This is a genomic window from Pseudomonas sp. R3-41, from assembly GCF_054161485.1.
Genome location: NZ_CP096421.1, coordinates 5777852 through 5804301 on the forward strand (window position 1 = coordinate 5777852; position 26450 = coordinate 5804301).

17 protein-coding genes are annotated in these 26450 nt (G+C 61.7%); 6 read left to right on the plus strand and 11 right to left on the minus strand.

What is annotated here, in order from left to right; all coding sequences use genetic code 11:
* Positions 1-19: 19 nt before the first annotated feature.
* Positions 20-7666: a two-partner secretion domain-containing protein gene (locus M1D99_RS25035; RefSeq protein ID WP_458130927.1), complete on the minus strand. Its 7647-nt coding sequence runs from the start codon at positions 7664-7666 to the stop codon at positions 20-22.
* 291 nt (positions 7667-7957) lie between these two features.
* Here M1D99_RS25035 and M1D99_RS25040 point away from each other — a divergent pair, with 291 nt between their 5' ends.
* Both M1D99_RS25040 and M1D99_RS25045 read left to right on the plus strand, forming a co-directional pair.
* The gene (locus M1D99_RS25040) at positions 7958-8362 is read left to right on the plus strand and encodes a DUF488 domain-containing protein (RefSeq protein WP_458130928.1); all 405 of its coding nucleotides are present in this window, start codon (positions 7958-7960) and stop codon (positions 8360-8362) included.
* Positions 8363-8566: 204 nt separating this feature from the next.
* The gene (locus M1D99_RS25045) at positions 8567-10069 is read left to right on the plus strand and encodes a hypothetical protein (RefSeq protein WP_458130929.1); all 1503 of its coding nucleotides are present in this window, start codon (positions 8567-8569) and stop codon (positions 10067-10069) included.
* 191 nt (positions 10070-10260) lie between these two features.
* On the opposite strand, the gene M1D99_RS25050 is transcribed toward M1D99_RS25045, so the two are convergent.
* Positions 10261-10806, minus strand: coding sequence for a DUF4256 domain-containing protein (locus M1D99_RS25050; protein ID WP_434572260.1), 546 nt, complete (start codon positions 10804-10806; stop codon positions 10261-10263).
* A gap of 472 nt (positions 10807-11278) precedes the next feature.
* On the opposite strand from M1D99_RS25050, the gene M1D99_RS25055 reads away from it, so the two are divergent.
* Positions 11279-12379 (plus strand): transketolase-like TK C-terminal-containing protein, encoded by a 1101-nt coding sequence (locus M1D99_RS25055; RefSeq protein ID WP_458130930.1) that lies wholly within the window; start codon positions 11279-11281, stop codon positions 12377-12379.
* Between the two features lie 10 nt (positions 12380-12389).
* Here the strand turns inward: M1D99_RS25055 and M1D99_RS25060 are convergent, their stop codons facing one another.
* On the minus strand, positions 12390-12842 hold the full coding sequence (locus M1D99_RS25060; protein ID WP_434572264.1) for a MarR family winged helix-turn-helix transcriptional regulator: 453 nt from the start codon (positions 12840-12842) through the stop codon (positions 12390-12392).
* Positions 12843-13015: 173 nt separating this feature from the next.
* Here M1D99_RS25060 and aceE point away from each other — a divergent pair, with 173 nt between their 5' ends.
* Both aceE and M1D99_RS25070 read left to right on the plus strand, forming a co-directional pair.
* Positions 13016-15685, plus strand: coding sequence for a pyruvate dehydrogenase (acetyl-transferring), homodimeric type (aceE, locus tag M1D99_RS25065; RefSeq protein WP_458130931.1), 2670 nt, complete (start codon positions 13016-13018; stop codon positions 15683-15685).
* A gap of 189 nt (positions 15686-15874) precedes the next feature.
* Positions 15875-16291 carry a VOC family protein gene (locus tag M1D99_RS25070; RefSeq protein ID WP_411386516.1) on the plus strand — a complete coding sequence of 139 codons (417 nt, stop codon included), beginning with the start codon at positions 15875-15877 and terminating at the stop codon, positions 16289-16291.
* Between the two features lie 265 nt (positions 16292-16556).
* On the opposite strand, the gene M1D99_RS25075 is transcribed toward M1D99_RS25070, so the two are convergent.
* A complete protein-coding gene (locus M1D99_RS25075) occupies positions 16557-17270 on the minus strand; it encodes a FadR/GntR family transcriptional regulator (RefSeq protein WP_458130932.1) in 714 nt (237 codons plus the stop codon).
* Positions 17271-17367: 97 nt separating this feature from the next.
* On the opposite strand from M1D99_RS25075, the gene M1D99_RS25080 reads away from it, so the two are divergent.
* On the plus strand, positions 17368-18111 hold the full coding sequence (locus tag M1D99_RS25080; RefSeq protein WP_458130933.1) for a FadR/GntR family transcriptional regulator: 744 nt from the start codon (positions 17368-17370) through the stop codon (positions 18109-18111).
* Positions 18112-18268: 157 nt separating this feature from the next.
* Here M1D99_RS25080 and M1D99_RS25085 read toward each other — a convergent pair whose 3' ends face one another.
* From M1D99_RS25085 to M1D99_RS25115, 7 genes are all read right to left on the minus strand, one after another.
* The gene (locus tag M1D99_RS25085) at positions 18269-18991 is read right to left on the minus strand and encodes an oligogalacturonate-specific porin KdgM family protein (RefSeq protein WP_458130934.1); all 723 of its coding nucleotides are present in this window, start codon (positions 18989-18991) and stop codon (positions 18269-18271) included.
* Between the two features lie 131 nt (positions 18992-19122).
* The gene (locus M1D99_RS25090) at positions 19123-19890 is read right to left on the minus strand and encodes an ABC transporter ATP-binding protein (RefSeq protein ID WP_186730871.1); all 768 of its coding nucleotides are present in this window, start codon (positions 19888-19890) and stop codon (positions 19123-19125) included.
* A 10-nt stretch (positions 19891-19900) separates the two neighbouring features.
* The gene (locus M1D99_RS25095; RefSeq protein ID WP_434572274.1) at positions 19901-20740 is read right to left on the minus strand and encodes an ABC transporter ATP-binding protein; all 840 of its coding nucleotides are present in this window, start codon (positions 20738-20740) and stop codon (positions 19901-19903) included.
* 10 nt (positions 20741-20750) lie between these two features.
* A complete protein-coding gene (locus M1D99_RS25100; protein WP_458130935.1) occupies positions 20751-21659 on the minus strand; it encodes an ABC transporter permease in 909 nt (302 codons plus the stop codon).
* A complete protein-coding gene (locus M1D99_RS25105; RefSeq protein WP_018614070.1) occupies positions 21659-22696 on the minus strand; it encodes an ABC transporter permease in 1038 nt (345 codons plus the stop codon). The genes M1D99_RS25100 and M1D99_RS25105 overlap by 1 nt, the downstream gene beginning before the upstream one ends.
* 34 nt (positions 22697-22730) lie before the next feature.
* Entirely contained in the window at positions 22731-24353 is a 1623-nt protein-coding gene (locus M1D99_RS25110; RefSeq protein WP_434572278.1) for an ABC transporter substrate-binding protein, read from the minus strand.
* A 71-nt stretch (positions 24354-24424) separates the two neighbouring features.
* A complete protein-coding gene (locus M1D99_RS25115; RefSeq protein WP_434572280.1) occupies positions 24425-25579 on the minus strand; it encodes a mandelate racemase family protein in 1155 nt (384 codons plus the stop codon).
* Positions 25580-26450 lie beyond the last annotated feature (871 nt).

Sequence of the window (26450 nt, forward strand, 5' to 3'; positions counted from 1 at the left end):
AAAAATGGATGTCAGGGGATCAGGGACGCATGGCCAGACCTGGACCTGGCAAGCGCACACCGCCGCGCACGACGAACACGGTCTGCGGCGGGTAGGCCGCACAAGCGCCGCCCTCGGATACACCGCCATCGGCGCAGACGTTCCCGGCCAGTTCCCGCTCGCTGTCGGCGCTCTCGGCCTGGGCCGCCGAATCGCCGTCGCCATTGCCATTGCCAGCGCCGTTGCCACGCGTGCCGCCCTGGTCCACCAGCAACAGACCACCGTCCTCGACCCCGGCGCCGGACCAGTCAGCCGGTTTCGGCTGGGCCGGATTGAGCTCTGGAGCATGGGGCGAAGCCACCTGCGCGCCGACGCGTGTTGCATCGGCGACGCTCTGCCGGACGGCGTCGTAGTCAACGGACGGTGTCACGGTCAGATTGGCGTTGGCCGGGTTGCTCACGATCAGGTAACCCAGGTCGGCCAGCCCACCTATGTTGATCAGGTGCGAGCCTGGGCCTTGAGTGCCTACCGAATACAACGGGTTGCCGAGCATCGGCTTGGTGTCGCCGTTCCACAGGCCGCTGGCGTCATAACCGGCGATACCGCCGCCATTGAACGTGGTCTGGCCATCGAACGGCTTGGTCTGGGTGGTCGTGCCGTTGGTGGACACCAGCAGGGTCGGTTGCTCGCGGTACACGGCATGAACGCCCGTGGTGCCCAGCGCCCGGCCGAAGTTGCTCTGCTGCTCGTCGCTGTTGTAGCGGAAATTGCCGCTGCCACTGCCGACCACATCCACCAGGCGGGTGCTGCCAGCGAGGCTGCCGGTGTAGATCACCGCCCGGCCGCCAGCGCCGGTAGAGACTGTCACACCCGCGTCGGCCTTCACGTCGCCACCCGCGGCCACGCCCGCCGAAGCGGATTGACCGGCGTTGAGCACGATCGCGTCGGAAGCGTTGCTGGTGGTGCTGACGTTCTCGGTCAGGGTGATGTTGCCGGTGGTGGTCACCACCTGGACTTTGCCGGTGTTGCCGATGCCGACGATCTGATCCAGCTGGGTGCCGTCCAGTGCCGTCTCGGTCAGCCTGCCGACGGTGACGTCGCTGCGGTTGACGAAGCTGACGTCCTTCGCGCGGCTGGCGAGATCGCCGACCCAGTTGCTGGCGTTGCGCAGGTCGAAATCACCGCCCTTGAGCGCCAGGCCATCGGCGATGATGTTGCCCTTGGCGTTTTGGGTGGTCTTGCCATCCACGTTAAGGAACACGTTGCCGCGGGTCGCCAGCCCTTCGTTGATCGCCAGGTTGCCGTCGGTGCCGATGCTGACGTCGCCAGTGTTGTTCACCCCGGTAGTGGTCTTGACCACGTTGCCGTTGCCATCGGTTTCAGTCAGCGTGCCGACCTTCAGGTTGCCGGTGTTGTTGAAGGCGACCTTGCCTGCCTTGCTGGCGATATCGCCCACGATGTTGCCGTTGTTGCGCAACTCGAAATCGCCGCCGTTCAGGGCCAGGCCATCGGCGGTGATATTGCCCTTGGCGTTCTGGGTGGTTTTGCCATCGACATTGAGGAACACATTGCCGCTGGTCGCCAACCCTTCGTTGATCGCCAGGTTGCCGTTGGTGCCGATGCTGACGTCGCCGGTGTTTTTCACCCCGGTGGTGGTCTTGACCACGTTACCGTTGCCGTCGGTTTCAGTCAGCGTGCCGACTTTCAAGTTGCCGGTATTGTTGAACGCGACTTTGCCCGCCTTGCTGGCGATGTCACCCACGATGTTGCCGTTGTTGCGCAACTCAAAGTCGCCACCGTTCAGCGCCAGGCCATCGGCGATGATGTTGCCCTTGGCGTTTTGGGTGGTCTTGCCATCGACGTTAAGGAATACGTTGCCGGTGGTCGCCAGCCCTTCGTTGATCGCCAGGTTGCCGTCGGTGCCGATGCTGACGTCGCCGGTGTTTTTCACCCCGGTGGTGGTCTTGACCACGTTGCCGTTGCCGTCGGTTTCGGTCAGCGTGCCGACTTTCAAGTTGCCGGTATTGTTGAACGCGACCTTGCCTGCCTTGCTGGCGATATCGCCCACGATGTTGCCGTTGTTGCGCAACTCGAAGTCGCCGCCGTTAAGCGCCAGGCCATCGGCGGTGATGTTGCCCTTGGCGTTTTGGGTGGTCTTGCCATCGACATTGAGGAACACGTTGCCGCTGGTTGCCAGCCCTTCATTGATCGCCAGGTTGCCGTCGGTGCCGATGCTGACGTCACCGGTGTTATTCACGCCGGTAGTGGTCTTGACCACGTTGCCGTTGCCATCGGTTTCGGTCAGCGTGCCAACCTTGAGGTTGCCGGTGTTGTTGAAGGCGACCTTGCCTGCCTTGCTGGCGATGTCACCCACAATGTTGCCGTTGTTGCGCAACTCAAAGTCGCCACCGTTGAGGGCCAGGCCATCGGCGGTGATGTTGCCCTTGGCGTTTTGGGTGGTCTTGCCATCGACGTTAAGGAACACGTTGCCGGTGGTGGCCAGCCCTTCGTTGATCGCCAGGTTGCCGTCGGTGCCGATGCTGACGTCGCCGGTGTTATTCACGCCGGTAGTGGTCTTGACCACGTTGCCGCTGCCATCGGTTTCGGTCAGCGTGCCGACCTTGAGGTTGCCAGTGTTGTTGAACGCGACCTTGCCCGCCTCGCTGGCGATGTCACCCACGACGTTGCCGTTGTTGCGCAACTCAAAGTCGCCACCGTTGAGGGCCAGGCCATCGGCGGTGATGTTGCCCTTGGCGTTTTGGGTGGTCTTGCCATCGACATTGAGGAACACGTTGCCGCTGGTTGCCAGCCCTTCGTTGATCGCCAGGTTGCCGTTGGTGCCGATGCTCACGTCGCCGCTGTTGTTCACGCCGGTGGTGGTCTTGACCACGTTGCCATTGCCATCGGTTTCGGTCAGCGTGCCAACCTTGAGGTCGCCGGTGTTGTTGAACGCGACCTTGCCTGCCTTGCTGGCGATATCGCCCACGATGTTGCCGTTGTTGCGCAACTCGAAGTCGCCGCCGTTGAGGGCCAGGCCGTCAGCGGTGATGTTGCCGTTGGCATCTTGGGTGGTCTTGCCATCAACATTAAGGAACACGTTGCCGCTGGTGGCCAGCCCTTCGTTGATCGCCAGGTTGCCGTCGGTGCCGATGCTGACGTCGCCGGTGTTGTTCACGCCGGTGGTGGTCTTGACCACGTTGCCGTTGCCATCGGTTTCGGTCAGCGTGCCAACCTTGAGGTCGCCGGTGTTGTTGAACGCGACCTTGCCCGCCTCGCTGGCGATGTCACCCACGACGTTGCCGTTGTTGCGCAACTCAAAGTCGCCACCGTTGAGGGCCAGGCCATCGGCGGTGATGTTGCCCTTGGCGTTTTGGGTGGTCTTGCCATCGACATTGAGGAACACGTTGCCGCTGGTTGCCAGCCCTTCGTTGATCGCCAGGTTGCCGTTGGTGCCGATGCTCACGTCGCCGCTGTTGTTCACGCCGGTAATGGTCGTCTGCGTGCCGTCGGCATGGGTCGCGGTGAGCGAACCCACCTTGAGGTTCCCGCTGTTGTTGAACTGGACCTTGCCCGCCTCGCTGGCGATATCGCCGATCACGTTGCCGGCGTTGCCCAGCGCATAATTGCCGCCCAGCAGCACCAGGCCGCTGGCGTCGAGCTTGGCCCCGGCGTCGCCGGCCTGGGAGGTGTTGCCCGCCACTTCCAGGGTGATGATGTCGTCGGCACGGGTCTGGCCCTGATTGACGTCATCCCGTGGACCATTTTCGATGGTGATGCCTTTCGCCAACGTCAGGTCGTGATCGGTTTTCAGGGTGACCGCTTCATCGGAGGTAATCCCCACGGTGCCGTCCACGACGCCCACCGTCAGGTTGCCGTTGCCGGCGAATACCAGGCTGCCGACATCGGCAGCGATCACGCCCACGTCATGTCCCTTGCCCAGGTTGAAATCACCTTCGCCGCGCAGGGCCAATTCGTCTGCGGTAATGGTTGCGCCCGTAGCCTGGGTCGCCCCTTGGCCCGCGTCGACGCTAAGGGTCAATCCCTTGCCGGTGGTGCCATCTTCGTCGGTGCCTTCAGGATCCTCGAGGGTCAGGTCGCCCAGCAGGTCCAGGACGCCACTGGCAACCAAAGCCAGATCGTCCTTGAGCGTCGCGCCTTCGTCATCAACGGTGATGTTGCGGGTCTTGTCGTTACCAATGACGACCTTGTCGAAGCCATCCTGGATATTCGCCAGGTCAGCGTCAGACAGCACCAACGGATCGTTAGGCCCGGTCACTTCCGGATCATCGCTGCCGCCCAGGTGGATATCCAGGCCTGGGGTCTTCTGCTGCAGGGTGAGACTGCCGCCACCGGCAACGCTTGCGGCAAGATCGATTTCGTCGGCGGTCAGGCTCGTATTGCCCTGGGTGGCCAATGCCTGGCCGACCGTGAGCGTGTCAGCGACAAGGTTCAGGTCGCCGGTCTGGGTCATGCCGGCAACCGGCACGCCTTGCGGGTTGGCCGGGGTCTGGCTGTCGGGAATGGTCACGACGCCGGCGGTCAGGTCATCAACATCGGCAAAGCTCACCGTGCCGGTGTCGCTGGCGATCGTATTGACGTCGTTGGCGGCGTTGTCCAGGTCATGAACGGCACCGTCACCCAGCAGCACCAGGCCATCGGCGACGAGGGCGCCGCCGGCGGTCTGGTCGATCTTGCCGCCATTGCTTTGCAACGCCAGGACCGGAGCCGGTTTGTTGTCGTCGTTGCCGGTGCCCTGTGCGTCCGCCACGGTCAACTGGTCATTGATGTGGATATTGCCGGTACCGGCATCGAGGATGAGGTTGTCGTTGATGCGGGTCGCTTCGATGATGCTGATGTCACCGGTCATGTCCGCGCCACCGATCTTGACCGAGGTGAAGCCATCGCCCAACGCGCCGATGTCGCTGCCGGTCAGTTCCAACGCACCGGGCGCATCGCCGGTGCTGCCGCCCACGGCAATGTCTTTGCTCGGGGTGTTGGTCTCAAGGGCAATCGAGCCATTGCCGGTGACGCTGCCGGCGCCGCCGTTGAAATTGATATCGTCGGCCTTGATGGCCAGGTTGTTGTCGGTGCTGTTGAGGCTGCCGTTGAAGGTGATGGAACTGCCTTGCAGGCCTTTGCTGCCCGAGGTATTGGTCTTGATGTTATCGACGTACAGCGAACCGCCGACCCGCTTGCCTGCGGTCTCGTCGAAACTGCCCGAGACGAACACGAATTTGTAGGTGCCGGCCTTGTCAGCCGTGGCCGTATGGCTTTTCCAATCCACCGTGCCGATACCGTTCCCCGTTTCGTTCAGGATGATCTGGTACTCGCCGGTGTTGACGTTCAGCAGATAGCCGAAGACATCGTAGGTGTCGCCGCCGGCAACCGGTTTGTAATCGAAACTGACCGCTTCCCCTGCCGCCAGGGAAACCGTGCCCTCGCTGACGACCGAAGGACCACGCATGATGCAGCCGGCGGGGGCGTTCTGGCAGTTGGAGTTGTTCTCGGTACCCAGCAGCAGCGCAGCGCCGCCGTCCTTGCCCTGGCCAGCCGCGGCGACCGGGGTGAGGGGTTTGTAGTCCATGTCGCCCTGGTCGCCAGGCGAGACTATCGGGGTACCGCCGCCCGTAGGCGACGTGGTCGGCAACGTCGGGTCATCCGGCGAGACCACGCCGTCCACCACGGTGACGCCAGTGAAGAACTGGGCGATGGAGGTCTGCCACCCGACCAGGCCGTTTTCGAAGTCGGCGTTCAGGAACTGCGAGGTGCCCAGCTCGACGGCGCCGGTGTAGACCTGCTCGCCGGTGGTGAAGACTTTGGCGCCGTTGATAAAGGTCTTGCCGGCGCCGCTGGTGGTCGCGTAAAGCGCGCCCAGCGCGCTGTTACCGCCGACCATGTCGCTGAAGATGATCGAGCCCGAACCTGCGTCCACGCGCAGCTCGCGGTTGTTGGCCACTGCATCGGAATCCACCACGCCGGCAAACACGACGTTGCCGCCGTTGCTCTTCAAGCTGACGTCGGTGTTGAGGGCAATCTTGCCGTTGAGGATCAAGGCCAGGCTGTTGCCATTGCCGGCGCCACTGGCGTCGATGTCGCCGTTGAGGAAAATATTGCCGAAGACGTAGCGGCCTGTTCCGCCGTCGTTGTGTCCGGATTGCAAGGTCAGCGTCCGGTCGCCGCTGATGCTCGTCGGGGTGTAGTCACCGTTCCAGTGGATGCTGTTGTCGGCCTTGATCGCCACATCGGTGCCGCCGGCCAGGGCCGTATCGATCGCGTTGAAGCCAACCGTGGCGTCTGTCCCATTGACGCCGCCGGTCAACCCGCCGTTACCCGGCCCCACCGTGACGCTGTCCGGGTCGAGCAACCACAAGCCGCCCTTGCCGTTTTTGGCTGACGCATCGGCGGCCTTGCTCACCGCCAGCTTGGCGCCGCTGGTCTCGATCTTGCCGCCGTCGCCGCCCTTGGCGCCGCCGGTGGCTTTCAGCGTGCCGTCCACGCGGGTCACGCTGCCCGGTTTCTTGACGTCGGACCAGGCCACCACGGTACCGCCCTTGCCGTTGTCGGTCGCCGATGCGTCGAGCACGGCACCGGCGGCGACGGTGGTCTGGCTGGCCTGTTTGATCGCAGGATCCTTGCCTTGCCAGCTACCGCCCACATAAATCTCGCCGCCACCTTTGGCGCCCGTAGCGTCGAGTTCGGCGCCGCCCTTGATCGCCACGCGGTCGCCGGTCACGACGATCTTGCCGCCCTTGGCGGTGTCGGAAGACACATCGATGCGTCCGGCGACTTGCACATCACCGTGGTCGCCCATCAGCGTGACCACGCCGTTTTCACCGATATCCAGGGAGCGGGCTTCGATCAGACCGGTGTTGTTGATGACGGTGCTCGCCAGGGTTTCCGCCGCACGGGCGGTCAGCAGGATTCTGCCGGCATCGGCACGAATGGCCCCGCCGTTTTCGATCAACGCCTGCAACGCGCCCTCTTGCACTTCCAGTTGCACTGGCCCGCCCAAGTCGAGGGTCACGACACGGCCGGCACCCAGCAGTACATTGCCCTTGTGGGCGGTGATGTTACCGTCGTTGACGATTTTTGCCGCGATCAGGGCAATGGTGCCGCCTTGTGCCGCGTTGATGTTGCCCTGGTTGACCACCGATGCGGCGCTGTCGCCGCTGAAACGGTAGTTGCCGGCGAGGAAATCTTCTGTGGATAAGTTGAGCGTGGAGGCCACCAGGCCGCCGACATCAACCTGCGCGCCGGGGGTAAACAGTACGCCGTTGGGGTTGACCAGGAAGACTTGGCCGTTGGCTTTCAGTGCGCCCTGGATCACCGACACATCCGAGCCCAGTACGCGGTTCAAAGCGACGGAATTGGCGCCAGGCTGGAAGAATTGAACGGTGTTGCCTTTGCCAATGGAGAAGCTCTGCCAGTCAATGGCGAGCTTGTCGCTGCCCTGGTGAATGGCCATGTTGTTGCCGTTGTGCTGAACGCTGCCGCTACCCGCCACGATGTTGCCGCCGGAAGGCAATCCTCCCGCCGCAGCGACCGAGGCGAAGACGCCGCTGCCCACGCCGATGACGAGGCTGAGGGATGTGCGGCTTTTGTCTTTGCCATGGCTCTTGACCAACTCGGATGCCACCTGCCACGCGCCCATCACGGCATTCCAGACGACTCGGTACACTCTATTCATTTTTGTTCACTCATCCTTAATACGGCGGGTCGCGCCAGGCGGTTCGCTGTCGACAAATCAAATGGAAAAGCGCATCCGGACGGATTGCGGCTCGAAAATCCCACAGTGCTCTGCGCCATCATGTCGACGGCTTGCAGGGCGCGCTTTTGCTTGAGCGCCCAGGGCTTTTGATTGAAGGGATCCGATGAATCTTTTTTTAAGATGGGTGGGTGAAGAGCGGCGGATGGGCCCTGGCCGCCTCGTCGTGGGCGACCTATGCTGGGGCAGTCCCACTTCGACAGGCGAATCCTGATGATCCAATGCAAACGCGCCTATGAAACCGCCAGCGCCGAGGATGGCGTAAGGGTTTTGGTGGACCGCTTGTGGCCGCGTAATTGTTCCAAGGACGCGTTGGCGATTGCTGAGTGGTTGCCGGAGGTTGGGCCTTCTCATGAGTTGCGCAAGGCATTCAAGGCGGGGGCGCTTTCATTTGCCGAGTTCAGCGTGGCCTATCGGCGTGAGCTGGCGGCGCGGCCGGAGCATTGGTGGAAGCTGGTGGATGTGGCGCGGGGTGGGACGCTGACGTTGGTGTATGCGGCCAAGTCGACGGTTGAAAACAATGCGGTGGTGTTGGCGCAGTGGTTGGAGGATGAAGTTACGACGCGGGCAGAGGGGAGTTCGTCGGTGTGTTATTTGTCGGAGTTTCCTGAGTTTTGAAATGGGCTTGCTGTAACCCGTGGCGAGGGAGCTTGCTCCCGCTTGGCTGCGCAGCAGTCGTAAAACCTGCCGACTGTTTTTTCCTGTAGTACCGAGTTGAATGGTTTGGGGCCGCTGCGCAGCCCAGCGGGAGCAAGCTCCCTCGCCACGGGTTATTGATTTGCCTAAGATCGGCGCAGAGCAATCACAAGGATGACCACCGTAATGCAATCGCCATTCGATCCATTGGTTCATATCGATTGGAAAACACCGGGCAGCGACGTGCTCGGGCTGTTGCAGCATTACTATCCCGACATCGGTGTGTTTGCCGGGCCGGGGTTCGAGGCGTTGTTGGATGAGCTGTCCAACGAGATGCCCGAGGTCTGCTTCGAGGCGCTGGCGCCGGTGTTGGCGGCCCAGGGGTTTGACTTGTGGAACCTGGACGCCGGTGGCGATGATTATCGACCGGTGGTTTTCCCCTCCGATCAACGCGAGGCGTTTGCCAGGCATTGGCAAAGCTCGCAGGGGGAGCCGAGGTTCACGGCGACGTTGATCGAGCCCCCGGCGGTGAAAGTGCGCAAACCGGCCAAACCCAAGCGCGGCAAGGTGAAGTGGCTGCAGGAGATCCATGACTACCCCGGCGACACTTATGTGCACGAAGACAACTACCGCAACGGTTGGGCCGCCATCACCGAGCAGGACGAAGACCAGTGGTTGTGCTTCCTGATCGATTACAACCAGTGGCCGCCTACCGAGCAGGACATGCTCGAACACCGCACCGATGGCGTAGACGGCGCGGACTTGCAGCTCATCGACGCCGATGCCCAGCGCAGCCTGTGGAAACGTCGGGTTGTGCGCGGCGATTACGGCAGGGACGACCGCTACCAATACGAAATTCGGCAAGGCAATGAGATCGCGGCGTTCGGCCCTGCCGGGGTGCAATGGCCGGAATTTGAACAGCCCTGCGTGGTGGCGGACTCGGAGATATTCGAACGCCAGCGCCTCTACGAACCCGAGCATCTGACGCGGATCTGGCGGATCACGGCGGACCGCAGCGAGGTGATTTTCGAATACGCCGATGAACTGACGATTTTGCCCATCGGCCCTCGCCGCTTGCTGTTCATGCAGCACAACGGCCCGAAGTGCTGGGTCTGGCATCAAGACCCGCCGCACCATGCCATCGTCGCCAAACGGATGCCCGTTGAAGCCTACAAGTTGCGGGCCTCAACCGCTTATCTCGACGGGGATGAAGTTCTACTGTTTAGCGAAGGCGCGCGGCAGAACGCTGAGCATGCGGGTTATCAGGACACCGTGCTGCTGGCGTGGCGCTTCAACTTCATGACCGGGGCCAAGACCAAGGCGATGCTGGACGGTTTCGGCAGTGAACTGCGCCAGGACACGCGCCTGCTTGTCACCCAGCCCAAGCAAGTCATTACGTTGCGCACGTTTCATGGGCAACTGCATGTTTCGCGTGGGCACGGCGATTGGAGGGTGTGGACTTACCGCGCCAATACCTTCGGCACCCACACACTGGCGTGGTTCTGGAATCAGGAAAGTAACGAGGTGGTGAAGCTCTCGACCAAGGATATTACGCGGGTCAAGCCGCAGGTCCGTTATGTGCCGGGGCAGGATCGGTACCTGGCGTTCGAGACGGCGTTTGTGGCGCGGTTGCCGGCGTTTGGCGAGATGGTTGAGGCCAAGGGGAGTGAGGTTTTGGATTTCCAGTAAGGCGATTCCGTTACATGGAGCCACTTCCAAAGCATGGCGCTTTTGTGGCGAGGGAGCTTGCTCCCGCTCGGCTGCGCAGCAGTCGCAAACCCTGCCAACCGTTTCCTCCTGACGCCCCGCCGGGGGGGCTGCTGCGCAGCCCAGCGGGAGCAAGCTCCCTCGCCACAGGGGCAGCGGTGTTCTTGAGGGGCTCAAACGCTCAGCACGCCACGAAACCCACGCGCCGCGTAATAAGACTGCACACCGTTGTGGTAGATGAACACCCGGCCATAGCGGTAGTCGCCAAAAATCGCCCCATCGAGGGCGCGAAGTGCTAGAGGGGTTGCCAGCCAACTGGAGGTCTTGGCATCGAACTCACCGAGGGTTTGCAGGGCCCGATACTGGTCTTCCGTCATCAGGGCGATGCCCATCTCTTCGGCCATTTCGATGGCGCTGCCTTTGGGCTTGTTCTCCTTGCGCGCATCCAGGGCCGCGCGGTCGTAGCAGAGGCTTCGGCGACCGGTTGGGCTTTCCTTGGCGCAATCGCAGAAGGTGACAGTGCCGGTCTTCGGATCGAGGCCGATCACGTCTGGCTCACCGCCGGTGGCTTCCATGGCTTGGAGGGACTTCAGGGCGTTGGGGTTGGCTTCGAGCCGGGCCTGGACGTCGGCCCAGGGGATGTCTGGGTGGCGGTTCAGGTTATTTTCGAAGCGAGTTTTCAGGGTTTGGATGAGGCTTTCTTGTTCTTGTTTTTTCATGGTTCGGGTGTCCGCCTGATAATCGGTCATCCAATGATAGTGACTCTGACGGAACGCGTTGAAGCCGCAAGAGATCGCCGAAGTGGCTTTGCACCGTCACGTCTGAACACCCGTGGCAATGGCTTTTCCTCACGCGAAACCAGGAAGATTTTTTTCACCCAGGCAAGGAAGACATTGGGAGGGACGTACCCAATCGAAATGAGAGTAAACGGAGCGCGGTAGCAAAGCCGAAGAGGTCCAACTCGGACCAGAAACCTGGCGTTTTTTTGTGGGAGCGAGCTTGCTCGCGATGGCGGTGTATCAGCCGGCAATTGGTTGAATGTGCATCCGCTATCGCGAGCAGGCTCGCTCCCACACATGCAGTCCCCCGGTGTGGGGAATACAGCTGCGCCCCAAGAAAGAGATTGCATTTGCAACCATATTGATCCGTGCCGTATGGTGCAAGCACGACGGAACGCACGGAGACAAAGGGATGATTGGATTTTCCAGCTTCAACAAAACACCAGAAACCCGCCTGGCCGCACAGGTCTGTATCGATAAAATCCGAACGCTTCCAGAGCAGCATGCGAGTGGTTTTTCCTCACCTCTGCGCACCATGCTCGATATCGCCAACCGCCTCGAGAGGGACCCGGGAACAGCCAGGCATAGCTGGGTGATCCGCGCCGACAAGCAATCTCAAGCCGAGCACTGTCACACACGCATCAGCGCCTGGCCCTTGCGCTTGAGCGCTGCCGCTCGTGCCAGCGAAAAACCGTTGTTGTACTTGATCCGTTCCGCGACGTCGGCCGAACTTTGCGCGCTGTCCAACGAGACCGCAAACCGTGGCATCTTGTGCAATGACATCGAAACCCTGCCCTCGCGCTGGCCCAAGGGCGCCCACCCCTGGGTTCCGCTCTGGCTGGTGGCCAACCCGCAATGCATACCGTTCGACCCGGCCAGCGGCGCCGAGGCGCACGCCATTGCCCTGGCGGCCATGCAGAGTCTGTATGTGGAGGGGAACGATGGGTTTTATTACCTGGCGCTTCACGACGAACCCAATGACCACCTCGCCCCGATAGACAACATCAGTGCGAGTCAGGCGCTCAAAGGCATGTACAAGTGCAGCGGAATCGAGACCGATGTCGGAGCGCCCCGGGTTCGCTTGCTGGGCGCGGGGTTGGCGCTGCAGTCTGTGGTAAGCGCGGCGCAAATGCTGCGCGATCACTGGGGTGTCGCCAGTGAAATGTGGAGTTGCCCCAGTTATACCCGCCTGGCGCGTGAGGCGGACAAAGCCCGGCGCTGGAATCGCCTGCACCCCGAGATGCCGAGGCGGTCGTCGCATTTGCTTGATTGCCTGGGCACCGGAGGCAGTCCGGTCGTCGCGGTGACGGGATACGCCCAGCACGTCGCCGATCAGATCGGCGGGCATATCACGTCACGGTTCGTGGCACTCGGCGCCGACTCGACCAGAGCCGCTTCGCCAGCCGTGGACAAACATTGGATTGTGGTGCTGGCCCTGCAGGCGTTGGCTCAGGACGGCGTCATTGCCCAGACGTGCGTCGAGCAGGCGATGAATCGGTACCGGCTGCAGTGAGCCCCGTCCCCTACCCCGCTTTCCCACTGCTGCGCGCCGCATGGGCGGCACGCTCCAGCGCTTCGCTGAAGACCCGTTGCTGGTCGTCGTCGAACTGCGACAGGAATAATTCGTCCACCGCTCCTTCGTATATTTTCCACATTTTCTTGCGCAGCACTTTCCCGCTCTCGGTAATGGCGGCATACGCACCTCGACCGTCATCGCTGGCGCGGCTGCGGATGACCAGACCTTCAGCCTCCAAGCGGTCCACCAGGCGGGTGAGGTTGTAGCGTTCGATGGCCATGACATCAGCCAGTTCGCTCATGCGCCGTGTGCCGTCGGGGCCGCTTTCCAAGCCCCATAACGCGTCGTACCAGGCGTAGGCAGGCAGCCCGGCGGCGGCTAGCCGGCGCTCGATTTCGCGGATCAGGCAACGGTGGGCCCTGACGAATCTGAACCAGGTATCCGGCTCGCTTGAAGACATGCAGCACCTTTTTGGTGAAGTCGATTTAGTTGCAATTGTAGCGCGCGGCAGGCTAAGTTCTCGCTCGTAGTTGCAAATGCAACTACAAATTCCAGAAGGTTGGCGTCTACCCACGCCCCTTAGTCAGGCACCAAACGACTCGGTGCTGCAGCATTGTCCAGGAGACGACAACGATGGCACAACAATCCCTGTTTCTCGACGAGGATCCACAAGAGACTCGCGAATGGCTCGAATCCATCGAGTCGGTGGCAAGCGTCGAAGGGCGCCCTCGGGCTCATTACCTGATCGACCAGATGCTTGATTTCGACGCCAACCGCCACGGTGACTTCTACGGTCGCGTGACGACGCCCTACGTCAATACGATCCCGGTCGAGCGCCAGCAGCCTTATCCCGGCGACGTGACCGTGGAACGCAGAATCAACGCCTATATCCGTTGGAACGCACTGGCCATGGTGCTGCGCGCCGGCAAGCATTCGAACGTGGGTGGGCATATCGCGTCCTATGCGTCGGCAGCGGTTTTGTATGACGTCGGCTTCGAACATTTTTTTCGGGGCCGCACCGGGCAGTTCGCAGGTGACATGGTTTACATCCAGGGCCACTCTTCACCCGGCATCTATGCACGCGCTTATCTGGAAGGTCGTCTGAGCGAAGCACAGCTGGACAACTTCCGCCGCGAGACTGATCGCGATGGCGTTTCATCCTACCCACACCCAAGGCTCATGCCGGACTTCTGGCAATTCCCGACAGTCTCCATGGGGCTCGGGCCGATCACCGCCGCGTACCAGGCAAGGTTCATGCGTTATCTGGAAGATCGCGGGCTGAAGGATCATCAGGGCCGTAAAGTCTGGGCGTTCCTCGGTGACGGTGAGATGGACCAGCCCGAGTCGCTGGCGGCGATTTCCCTGGCAGGCCGGGAGAAGCTCGACAACATCATCTTTGTCGTCAACTGCAACTTGCAGCGCTTGGACGGGCCGGTGCGTGGCAACAGCAAGGTGATCCAGGAGTTTGAAAGCCTGTACCGCGCGGCCGGCTGGAATGTGATCAAGGTGATCTGGGGCAGCGGCTGGGACACGCTGTTGGAGAAGGACAAGAGCGGCCTGCTGCGCCAGCGGATGATGGAGTGCGTGGACGGCGACTACCAGAACTACAAATCCCAGAACGGCGCCTATGTGCGCGAACACTTCTTTGGCAAGTACCCTGAATTGCTGGAGCTGGTCAGCGACCTGAGCGACGATGACATCTGGAAGCTGTCCCGCGGCGGCCACGACCCGGAAAAGGTCTACAACGCCTATGCCGCCGCCATGCGCCATACCGGCGGGCCGACCGTCATCCTGGCGAAGACCGTGAAGGGTTTCGGCATGGGTGAAGCCGGCGAAGGCCAGAACATCAATCATCAGCTCAAGAAAATGGGCGACGACGCGGTCAAGGCGTTCCGCGATCGGTTCGCACTGGAACTCACCGACGACCAGTTGGGCGACATGCCTTATCTCAAGCCGGCAGCAGACAGCGTCGAAGCCCTTTACCTGCAAGCCAGGCGCACCCAACTGGGCGGCTACATCCCGGCACGTTTCAACGCCGTGGCGCCATTGCAGGTTCCACCCTTGTCGGCTTTGGACACGCAGCTCAAAGGCACCGGCGAGCGAGCGATTTCGACGACCATGGCCTTCGTGCGCATTCTCGGCACGCTGCTCAAGGACCCGAACATCGGCAAGCTGATCGTGCCGATCGTCCCGGACGAATCACGCACCTTCGGCATGGAAAGCCTGTTCCGCCAGATCGGCATCCACTCCCACGTTGGCCAGTTGTACACGCCTCAGGACGCCGGCCAGCTGAGCTATTACAAGGAAGCCCGGGACGGCCAGATCATGCAGGAAGGGTTGAACGAATCCGGCGGGATTTCTTCCTGGATCGCAGCGAGCACTTCCTATAGCACCCATGGTGTGATGACGGTGCCGTTCTACATCTTCTATTCGATGTTCGGCTTCCAGCGCGTCGGCGATCTCGCCTGGGCCGCAGGCGATGCCCGCGCCCGGGGTTTCCTGCTCGGCGCCACCTCCGGCCGGACCACGCTGATGGGTGAAGGCTTGCAACATGACGACGGTCACAGCCATGTGCTGTCCTCGACCATTCCTTGCTGCGTGTCCTACGACCCGACTTACGCCTACGAATTGGCGGTGATCATCCAGGATGGCATGCGGCGGATGTATGTCGAAGACGAGGACATCTATTACTACATCACCCTGCTCAACGAAAACTACGCCCACCCGCAGATGCCCGAGGGCGTCGAGCAAGGCATTCTTAAAGGCATGTACCGGCTCTCAGCCCCTGCGCAGCCCGTCGAAGGCAAACATGTACAACTGATGGGCTGTGGGTCGATCTTGCAGGAAGTTGTCGCCGCCGCGCAGTTGCTGGAACGGGATTTTGGTGTCAGTAGCGAAGTCTGGAGCGTCACCAGCCTGACCGAACTGCGTCGGGACGGCCAGGACGCCGAACGCTGGAACCTGCTGCATCCCGAACATGCGCCGCGTATCGGTTACGTGGAAAGTTGCCTGCAGGACACACAGGGCCCGGTGGTGGTCGCGACCGACTACATGAAAATATTCGCCGACCAGATCCGTCCGTTCGTGCCCCAACGACGTTTCGTGGCCTTGGGCACCGACGGTTTCGGTCAATCGGACACCCGCGAATCGCTGCGCCGGTTCTTTGAAGTGGATCGCCACTTCATTGCGTTGGCGGCGTTGAAGGCGCTGGCCGATGACGGAGAAATACCACGGGATAAGGTCATCGAGGCGATCACGCTGTACGGAATCGATCCGCACAAGCAGAACCCTGCGAAGGTTTGAATCCACGATCTAGCTGTGGGAGTGAGCTTGCTCGCGATGGCGATGTATCAACTGCCAATTGGGTTGAATGTGAATCCGCTATCGCGAGCAGGCTCGCTTTCATAGAGGCAGTTGTTGAGATGACAATCCAGCATGAATGGCTAAGGTGAAGTAACCCGTGGCGTCCATCACTGAGCATATGAGGCCTGTATGAAGAACTTCACGATTCAACGTATCGACCACATCGTCCTGCGCGTAAAGGACCTTGAGCGCAGCCTCGCTTTTTATACGTCGGTGCTCGGTTGCGAGCTCAAGAAGCGTCGGGACGATCTTGGCATGCTTCATCTGGGCACCGGTGTTTCGATGATTGATTTGGTGGCTGTCGACGGGCCGCTCGGTCGCCAGGGCGGGCCGGCGGCGGGTAAGCAGGGGCACAATGTCGATCACCTCTGCCTGCGTATCGAGCCGTTTGATGAACCCGCCCTTCTTGCGCATTTGAACTCAGCCGGCCTGACCGTTGAGAAAGCGCAGATGCGCTACGGTGCGGAGGGCAAGGGCTGGTCGATCTATTGCTTTGATCCCGATGGCAACCAGATCGAGTTGAAGGGACCAGCGCTGGAGCCCTGAGCTTCAACGGGCGGATGCTGCCCCTGTGGGAGCGGGCTTGCTCGCGAAGGCGGTCGGTCTGGGCCGGTGATGTTGGCTGTACCGACGTCTTCGCGAGCAAGCTCGCTCCCACAGGGGATCTCTGGCGGACGCCGAATTTGTGAACAGCCGCAATCAAAAACTGTGGGAGCGAGCTTGCTCGCGAAGGCGGTATGTCTGGGCCGGTGATGTTGAATCTGCTGCCGTCTTCGCGAGCAAGCTCGCTCCCACAGGATCTGTGGTGGGGTTATTGCGCGGTCGACTCGACCGCACCCTGGACCCGCTGCTGCATGTTGATCAAATGCAACCGCATCGACGCCCGTGCGGCTTCCCCGTCATGCCGCGCCAACGCCGCGTAGATCTGCTCGCGCTCACGCACCACCAACGCCCGATTTTCACCGGTCACCGCCGGTCCAGCCTGTTGCACGACAGCGATCAGCGTATTGCCCACATGGGCCATGACGTCGATGAAAAAGCTGTTGCCGGTGCACTGGGCGATTTGCCGGTGAAATTCGAAATCGAGCCGGGCGCTTTCGTCATCCGTTGGGTCAACCGCATTCGATGCGTCGAGCACTTCGCGCATCGCCTGCAACTGCTCCGGCGTGGCGCGTTGGGCGGCGATGCCGGCGGCTTCCACTTCCAGGCTCAGGCGCAATTCGATGACGGCCAGCGCATCGTAGGCGCCGCCCTTGACGTGTTTGCTGCCCTGAAAATCACCGGGGCGGGCGGTGTCCACCACGAAGGTGCCGATGCCATGACGGGTTTCCACCAAGCCTTCGGCCTGGAGTCGCGACATGGCTTCGCGGACGACTGTCCGGCTGACGCCGCGTTCCTTGATGATGACTTGTTCGGTGGGTAACTTGCTGCCTGCGGGCAACTCGCCGGCCAGTATCTGCTGCGTCAGGTCGACCACCAGTTGCTGGGTCATGCTCAGGCGTCGATCGGGTGTGACACGGTCCATTGCACCTTTCCATTAAAGCCAGACGATCGCGGCATTATAGCCGCGACCTTGCGCTAAAACTCACTATAATGCCCGCTGATCACACTAGAGCACGCCGATGACGGATCAAGCGTTATCTCCACTGAACAAGCCACGCCGCCTCGCCGAAACCCTGGTCGACCGCTTTGCCCAGCGCATGCGCGACGGCATTCTCAAGTGCGGCGAAAAGCTCCCCACCGAAGTGCATATCATGGAGGCCGAAGGCGTCAGTCGTTCGGTGGTGCGTGAAGCGCTGTCGCGGTTGCAGGCGGCGGGGCTGGTGGAAACGCGCCATGGCGTCGGCACTTTTGTCCTCGACATGCCGGCACCAGAGGGCTTCACCTTGGGGCCCGCGACCATTGCGACGTTGTCGGATGTGCTCAACCTGTTGGAGTTTCGCCTGAGCCTGGAAGTCCAGACCGCGGGCATGGCGGCCCAACGCGCAACCCCCGAAGCCCTTGCGGAACTGGCCCAGGCGCTGGAGGCGTTGCTGCAAGGGCCGGAAAAGTCCGGCACCACCATCAATGCCGATTTCCAGTTCCATCTGAAAATCGCCAAGGCCGCCGGCAATTACTACCTGATCGACATCATGAAGCACCTGGGCACGAAGCTGATCCCACGTACCCGCATGAACTCCGCCTATTCCGGGCAAAGTGACCGCAGTGCTTATCTTCAGGGGATCAATGCCGAACACCAGCAGATCTTCGACGCCATCGCCAGCGGCAATGTCGACGCGGCGCGGGCGGCCATGTACCTGCACCTAAGCAACAGCCGCATGCGCTTGTGCGAAACCCAGCAGCGCCAGGCGTTCTACAACGAATAAGCGTCCATAGGCCCTGTGGCGAGGGAGCTTGCTCCCGCTTGGGCGCGAAGCGCCCACAAAGAAGGACTGCTGCGCAGCCCAGCGGGAGCAAGCTCCCTCGCCACAGGTTCATCTATTCCTTGAATCAGCAGTGCTGTCTGTAGGCCCGCTCCACAACTCAGAAAAAGTTGTATTGAATACCCACCCGCAGGCGCAGTTGGCGATCATTGTCGACGGAGTTGACTTTGATATCACCCACTTCAAAAAACGGCGCCCAGCGTTTGTCCCACTTGTACTTGACCACGGCATTCTGCTCATAGTCGTCGGTGCCGCCGTTATAACGGATGTAGTTGGCATCGAAGTACGTCAGTTGATATTCGTACGCCCACGGCCCTTGGTTGGCGTAGTTGATGTACACGTCGTAGCGATGGATCTTCTGATCGTCCTGACCGTTGTCCGGTACGTCACGGTCGATCTTGTCGCGGTCGAGCTTGGAGGAATCGTAACGGTAGCGTCCGGCGATGCTCAGCTCCTTGGTGATCTTGTAGCCCAGGCGCATGCCCAGCTTGTAGGTGGTGGATTCCTCATCGCTTTCCATGGCGAACGAGGGCGTCAGTGTCCAGCGATCATCGATCTTGTGCTGGTAGTTGACGGTGAATTCATGGCCGCTGCCAACGGTGTTGTCGAAGGCGACGTCTTCGCGATCGCCAGCAGTCTTGTATTTGAGTTCACCTTCCAATCCCACGCCGTTGTCCAGCCGCATACCGAATTTGGCGCGGTCGGCGTGCATGCGGGTTTGTTCCGCATACTGGTGGCGTACGTTGATATAACCGGTGTCGGCCACGGCAACAATGGAAGTGAACAAGGAAGCGAGGGACAGCGCGACGAGTGTCTTTTTCATGTTTTTTATTCTTGTTAGTTGAATGATTTAGTTGGGTTGAACGCCAAATCACAGGCGAGCGCGTGCGCGGCATTGAAACCTGCGGTTCAACGTCTTCTTCGGGTTAAAACACGTGCTACGAAACAGTTACCTCAGACAGCGATAGGTATTCGCTGTATGTCGCGGCTGGCTTGCACCAGCAAACGGGTGTACGCATGGGTGGCGCCATCGCTCGCCAGCAGATGACTGTCGAGCGTCTCCACCACCCGGCCCTGCTGCATCACCGCCAGCCGATCACACAGATGCGCCACCACCGCCAAGTCGTGGGTGACCATCAGGTAGGTCAATCCTTCCTGGCGGCGCAAGTCGGCCAGCAGGTTGAGGATTTCCGCCTGCACCGAGACGTCCAGCGCTGAGGTCGGCTCGTCCAGCAACAGCACCCGGGGACGCAGGATCAGCGCCCGGGCAATCGCCACCCGTTGGCGCTGGCCACCGGACAACTGGTGCGGATAACGGAAGCGAAAGCTGTCGTTCAAGCCGACCTTGCGCAAGATCTCGCTGACCTTCTGGGCACGCCCGTCGATGCCATGGATGCGCAGCGGTTCCTGCAACGCGGCATCGATGGTGTAGCGCGGATGCAACGAGGCATACGGGTCCTGGAAAACCATCTGCACGGTGCGGTAGTGGTTCAGCGGCAACTTGCGCGTCACCGCCTGACCCGCGACGTGCAGCCGTCCCGTCCAGTGCTGGTACTGCCCGGCCAGGCAGCGCAGCACGGTGGTCTTGCCCGAACCGGACTCCCCCACCAAACCGAATGCCTCGCCTTCGGCCACGCTCAAATCGACGTCGTGCAATACCGCGTTCAGTGCCGCGCCGGTGCCAAAACTGAGGTTCAGGCCGGCTATTTCAATCATGCTCATGACAGGCTCCTCAAGCATTCAACCAGTGGGGGTCGCGCTGCAGCACCGGCAGCGTGGCGCGCCGATGGTCCAGGCTTGGCAGTGCGGCCAGCAGGCCTTGGGTGTAGGGATGGGTGGCGTGGTCCAGGTCGGCGGCGGCAATCGACTCGACCACGCGCCCGGCGTACATCACCAGCACGCGGTCACAGAAATGCCGCACCAGGTTCAGGTCGTGGCTGATGAAAATCAGCCCCAGGTCACGCTCGCTGACCAACTCCTCCAGCACGTTGAGCACTTGTCGGCGCACCGACACATCCAGCGCCGACGTGGGTTCGTCGGCGATGATCACCTGGGGATCGGTGATCACCATCATGGCGATCATGATCCGCTGGCCCATGCCGCCCGAAACCTCGTGGGGGTACAGGTCATAGACCCGCCGGGGATCGCGAATGTGCACCTTGGCGAGCATGTCCAGCGCCCGCTCGCGGGCTTCGCGATGGGGCACCTTGTGATGGGCCAGGTACGCCTCGGCGATTTGCTCGCCGACCCGCACCACCGGGTTCAGCGAGTATTTGGGGTCTTGCATGATCATCGACATGCGTGCGCCGCGAATCGCCTGGATCTGCTTTTCGCTGGCGGCCAACAGGTCGATATCGGCGAAACGCAAGGTCTTGGCGGTGACCCGCGCCGTCGGCGGATGCAGGCGTAAAAGGCTGCGGCCAACGGTGGATTTGCCCGAACCGGACTCGCCGACAATGGCGAGCTTTTCCCGTCCCAAGTTGAACGACACATCACGCACTGCCAGGGAGGTTTTGCCTGCGTTGCGAAACTCAACGCACAAATCCTGTACCGCAAGTTTTATCTCAGTCATGGCCGGTTCCTCAGGATTGGCTGCGGGGGTCGAGGACGTCGCGCAAGCCGTCGCCCAACAGGTTGAAGGCCAGGCTGACCAGCATGATCGCCGCACCGGGTGCTGCCACCAGCCACCAGCTTTCGAGCATGTAGCGGCGCCCGGTGGAGATCATCGCGCCCCACTCCGGCAACGGTGCCTGGGCGCCGAGGCCGAGAAAGCCCAGGGCGGCGGCGGTGAGGATGATGCTCGCCATGTTCATGGTCAGGCGGATGATCACCGACGACAGGCACATCGGGATTATGTGGCGCAGGATGATCCGGGTGCTCGACGCGCCCTGGAGCTGCACCGCGACGACGAAGTCGGCGTTGCGCAGCGGCAGGGTTTCGGCGCGGGCGAGCCGGGCAATCGGCGGCCAGGCAGTGAGTGCGATGGCGATCACCGCATGCTCCAGGCCCGGGCCGAGGGCCGCGATGAACGCCAGCGCCAGGACCAGGCTGGGGAACGAGATGAAGATGTCGGTGATGCGCATGAACAGGCTGTCGACCCAACCGCCGAAGTAACCGGAAACCGTGCCGACCAACAGGCCGATGGGGCCGACGATCACCGTCACCAGCAAGACGATGTACAGGGTGATGCGCGAGCCATACACCAACCGCGCGAACACATCGCGACCGTATTCGTCAGTGCCGAACCAGTGCGCGCTGCTGGGTGCCTGCAAGGCACCGGCGAGGTTCTGCAACAGCGGGTCGTGGCCGGCGATCCAGGGGGCGAAGATGGCGACCAGCATCAGGGTCGCGACGACGATCAGGCCGGCGAAGGTCATCGGGTTGCGCAGCAAAAACCGCAACAGGCGCAAGGTGCTGGCGACCATCGCCGCCGTGCTGGAAGCCGGCAACGTAGCGCTGCCAGTGGCGCTGGAAGCAAGAGGCAGGTTCATTAGCGAGTCCTCGGGTCGAAGATCTTGTACAGCGCATCGCTGATCAGGTTCAGCGTCACGAAGATGAGGCCGATCAACAGCACGCAGGCCATCACCGCGTTCATGTCGCCGAGCAACAAACTGCTCGTCAGGTACTGGCCGAAACCGGGCCAGGCGAACACGGTTTCGATCAAAACCGCGCCTTCCAGCAGGCCGCCATAGGCCAGGGCGACGATGGTCAACAGCTGCACGCGGATGTTGCCGAAGGCATGGCCCCAGACGATGCGGCGCTGGGACAAGCCCTTGACCCGAGCAGTGATGATGTATTCCTGGGACAGTTGCTCGAGCATGAAGCTGCGAGTCATGCGGCTGATGTAGGCGACCGAGTTGAAGCTGAGAATCACCGCCGGCAACAGGATGTGCCGCAGCGCACTGCGAAAGGCTTCCCACTCGCCGGACCAGGCGGTGTCGATCAGCAACAGCCCGGTGTGTTTCGGAATCAACCCGTCATAGGCCAGGCCGATGCGCCCGACGCCGCCGGCCCAACCCAGCCAGGCGTAGAACACCAGGAAGGCCATCATGCCGATCCAGAAAATCGGCGTGGAGTAACCGAACAGGGTGATCAGCCGCGCGACATGGTCGCCGGCACGGCCCTGATGGGTTGCCGCGTAGACACCCAGCGGCAAACCCGCCAACACGCCGAACAGGATGGCGAGCGTGGCCAGTTCCAACGTAGCCGGGAAGACCCGGGCGATGTCAGTGATGACCGGATTGCCGGTCAGCAAGGCCATGCCGAAGTCACCGTGCAGCAGGTCGCCGAGGTAAATCGCGAACTGGGTCCACAATGGCTTGTCCAGGCCCAGTTCCTTGTACACCTGGGCGTAGGCCGAGGCGTCGGCGTCCGGGCCGACGATGGCCAGCACCGGGTCCAGGGGCATCACCCGCCCAATAAAGAAAGTCAGCAGCAGCAACCCCAGCAGCGTCACCGCCACCGAGCCGCCGCGCCGGGTCGCCGAAGCGGCCCGGGTGGTCCAGATTGAAAAGGATGCAGTCGACATGTTCATTCCTGCCTTGGCCCTGTGGCCGTCGATTTCAGCGCTGCTTGTAGACGTCGCGAAGACGCGTGGTCGCGGCGGTGTGGCCGATGTAGTTGCGCACATCCGCGTGGATCACCACTTCGTCCACCATCTGCGAGACCGGCATGATCGCCCCGGCCTGTTGGTCGTAGAGGGTCTGGATCTGTGCATAGATTTCCCGCTGACGCTCGGGGTCACGCTCGCGCTCGGCCTGCTCGATCAGTTGATTGAGCTGCGGGTCGAAGAACGAGGTGCGCCAGCCCTGGAAGTTGCTCAGCTTGGCTTCGCTGCGGTTGTCCGGGTTGTACACCAGGGCCCGCAGGCTCGAATGGGGATGCCGCTCCGCCCCACCACCACCACGACCGACGAGGATGTCGAACTGACGGTCGCGCATCGCCCCATAGATCTGGTTGCCGGTGCCGGTGATGATCGTCGCCTGGATCCCCGCCTGGGCCAGCGTCGCTTGCAGGCTGGTGGCGATGTTGATGAATGGCGGATCGGTCAGTGAACGAATCGTCACCTTGAAGCCTTCGGCATGCCCGGCCGCCGCCAGCAGACGCTTGGCCTCGGCCACGTCCAGGCGATAACCCGGGTCGTCGAGGCGAGCCGGCAGTCCCAACTGCAAGGGCCGTTGGTTGATCACGCCGTAGTGCGGCATGACCACGTCGTTGATGCCTTGGTAGTCGATCAGCAGGCGGACGGCCTGGCGCACGCGGATGTCCTGGAACAGCGGTTGCTGCATGCTCATCGCCACGTAGTACAGCGTGCCGCGGGCGATGCTCTGGATGCGCACTTCGTCGACCTTGCCCAAGGCCTTGATGTCAGTGGCCGCCATGCCGCGGGCGACGTCCAGGTCACCGCGCTCGACCATCAGGCGCAGGGCCTGGGACTCGGTCATGTTGCGCATGATCACCCGGCGCAACTTCGGCGCGCCGCGCCAATAGTCGTCATTGCGGCTCATCAGGATCACATCGTTGGCCCGCCAGATGTCGAGCTTGAACGCGCCGGACCCAGCCGTGTGCGTCGCCAGCCACGCCGCGCCCTGGTCGTCGCCGACCTGATGCTGCAAAGCGATGCTGCGATCGATGATGAAGGCGCTGGGTGAGGTCGCCAGGGTGTTGAGCACCAGCATCGGGTCGGTGACCCGTGGCAACTCCATCACAAAGGTGTGCGGCCCTTCGGCGCGCATCAGTTTGACCACGTTGTCGGCGGTGAAACCGTAGGCCTTCCAGGTGGAGGCCAGGGCGCGGTTGAGGGTGACGACGCGCTGCAACGACCAGGCGACGTCTTGGGCGGTCAGGGGCGCACCCGAGTGAAACCGAACGTCGTCGCGCAATTGGAAGGTCAGGCGCGTGCGGTCGGGGCTGATGTCCCAGGTTTTCGCCAGGGCTGGAATCAGCGTGTCCGGCTGCGCCGCGTCCTGTTCCAGGAGCATGTCATAGACGTTGGCGTTGACCTCCGCGACCTCCAGGCCCGTCGCCGCGGCAGGGTCCAGGGACAACAGGTTGATCATGCTCATGCCCACCACCAATTGGTCGGGGGGCGTTTCGCCTTGGGCCAGGCTGACGGGCACCTGCACTGCGCACAGGGCCACGGTGACACACAGCAGCCTGGTCAGGCGCTTGGGCCAGAGATTCATGGTTCAGTCCTTTCTTATATTTATAAAGACTTGTCGCCCGGGCCGTCATCGGCCTCAGGCGTGGAACAGACTCAATGTCGGGACAAGGTGTTGGCCTCGATATACGCGAAGTTGATGTCCTCGCCCAAGCCCGGCCGGTCGGATAGATGCACAAAACCGTCGGCGTCCATGGGGTCGACGATGCTGTTGAGATGCGCCGGGACCTCTTCATAGTCGAGGAACGGGTGCAGCAGGCCGCGTTCGTACCAGCGGCAATTGCTGATCGCCCCGACCACCGCCAGGTTCGCCGCGCCATTGCCATGGACCTCGCAATCCATGCCGAACGACTCGGCCAGGTGCGCCACCTTCAGGCACGGCCCGATACCGCCGACCCCGGCCACGCCGGCGCGCAGGATGTCACAGGACTTCTGGGTCACCCAACTGGCGCGGCTGTGGAACTTGCCGGCGATGCTCTCCGGGCCCAGCACCGGGATGTCCAGGTTGGCGGCCAGCCAGGCATAGGACTCCGCCGAGTCTTCCATCATGGGTTCTTCGAACCAGGCGAAATTCAGCTTCTGCAGTGCCTTGCCGATGGTCAAGGCGTCCATGCGGCTGTACCAGTGGTAACCGTCGAGCATCAACGCGATGTCCGGGCCTACTGCCTCACGCACCGCGGCGCAGGCCTGGATGTCCATTTGCGGATTCGGCGCAAAGGAGATCGGTGGCATCCAGGTGTGCAACTTGATGGCCTTGTAGCCGCGCAGGACCAGCTTCTCGGCGAACTGGCCGTACTCGTCCGGCGTCGACAAACCACCTGGCAAGTCATCGCCGCACATCGTCGAACCGTACGCCGGGACCTTGTCGCGATAACCGCCAATCAATTTATGCACCGGCAACTTGAGCTTGCGCCCGGCCAGGTCCCACAACGCTTGTTCCACCAACGCCAGCGCCCGGTCGGTGAACTGCCCGGCACTGCCCCGCTGCCAGTGCGCCAGGTCTTGCCAGATGCTTTCACGGTCCATCGGATCGCGGCCGATCAGCACTTTGCGCACGAAGGATTCGATGATGTGCGGACGAATCAACTCAGGCGGGCCAAAGGCATAACCCTCGGAGCCATCGTCGCAGCCGATTCGCAGCAAGGCCATCTTGATCATGACCTCATCACCCGGATGGGCGTGACCGGCACTGTCCTGGGCACGGCGCGACGGTGTGGAGAAGACTTCGACGTGAACGCCTGTGATTCGCATAGAGGGAGCACCCTGTTGTTATTGTTTATTTGTATGTCGTCATACAACGCCACGGATTATTCTGACGTTTCGTGTGAGCTGTCAACCCACAGAATCAATAAAAATAGGGAGAGCAGAGGAATGACTAGCGAAAGGAGGTTATTTTTCTTGAGCAGCATCGAAAATGTCGTCATACCACGAGACGAAAAAGATACGACTCGCCGCAGGCAGGCCACGATGGCAGGAGGATAAAAACTGTGGGAGCGGGCTTGCTCGCGAAGGCGGTCTGTCTGAGACAGTGATGTTGGATAGGCCGCCGCTATCGCGAGCAGGCTCGCTCCCACAGGGTGGGCGGTGGTGGGCGCAGAATCCATGAACACCCGGGATCAAAAACTGTGGGAGCGAGCCTGCTCGCGATGGCGATCTGTCTGAGACAGTGATGTTGGATCGGCCGCCGCATTCGCGAGCAAGCCCGCTCCCACAGGGTGGTCGGTGGTGGTCGCAGAATCCATGAACACCCGGGATCAAAAACTGTGGGAGCGAGCCTGCTCGCGAAGGCGGTCTGTCTGAGTCGGTGATGTTGGCTGTGCCGATGTCTTCGCGAGCAGGCTCGCTCCCACAGGGTGGTCGGTGGTGGTCGCAGAGAGAACTTGCTCCGGACGTTCCAGGCCGAATGCTCCCCTGAACACATAGCCTGGCAGCCCCCTCGCCCCATGGATGCATTGAGCACTGGCGCCAGGTTGAAAGCCAGTAGCCATCACCGCTCCTTTATGGTTTCCTGCCCCAGGCACGATTGCTGACTGAAACCAGTCGAAATGACTGTTTGTGACGTTTCAGCCCGACGCAAGGAAGGCTCTAGCGCAACCTGTCGAGACTTACAGCCAAAGGACGG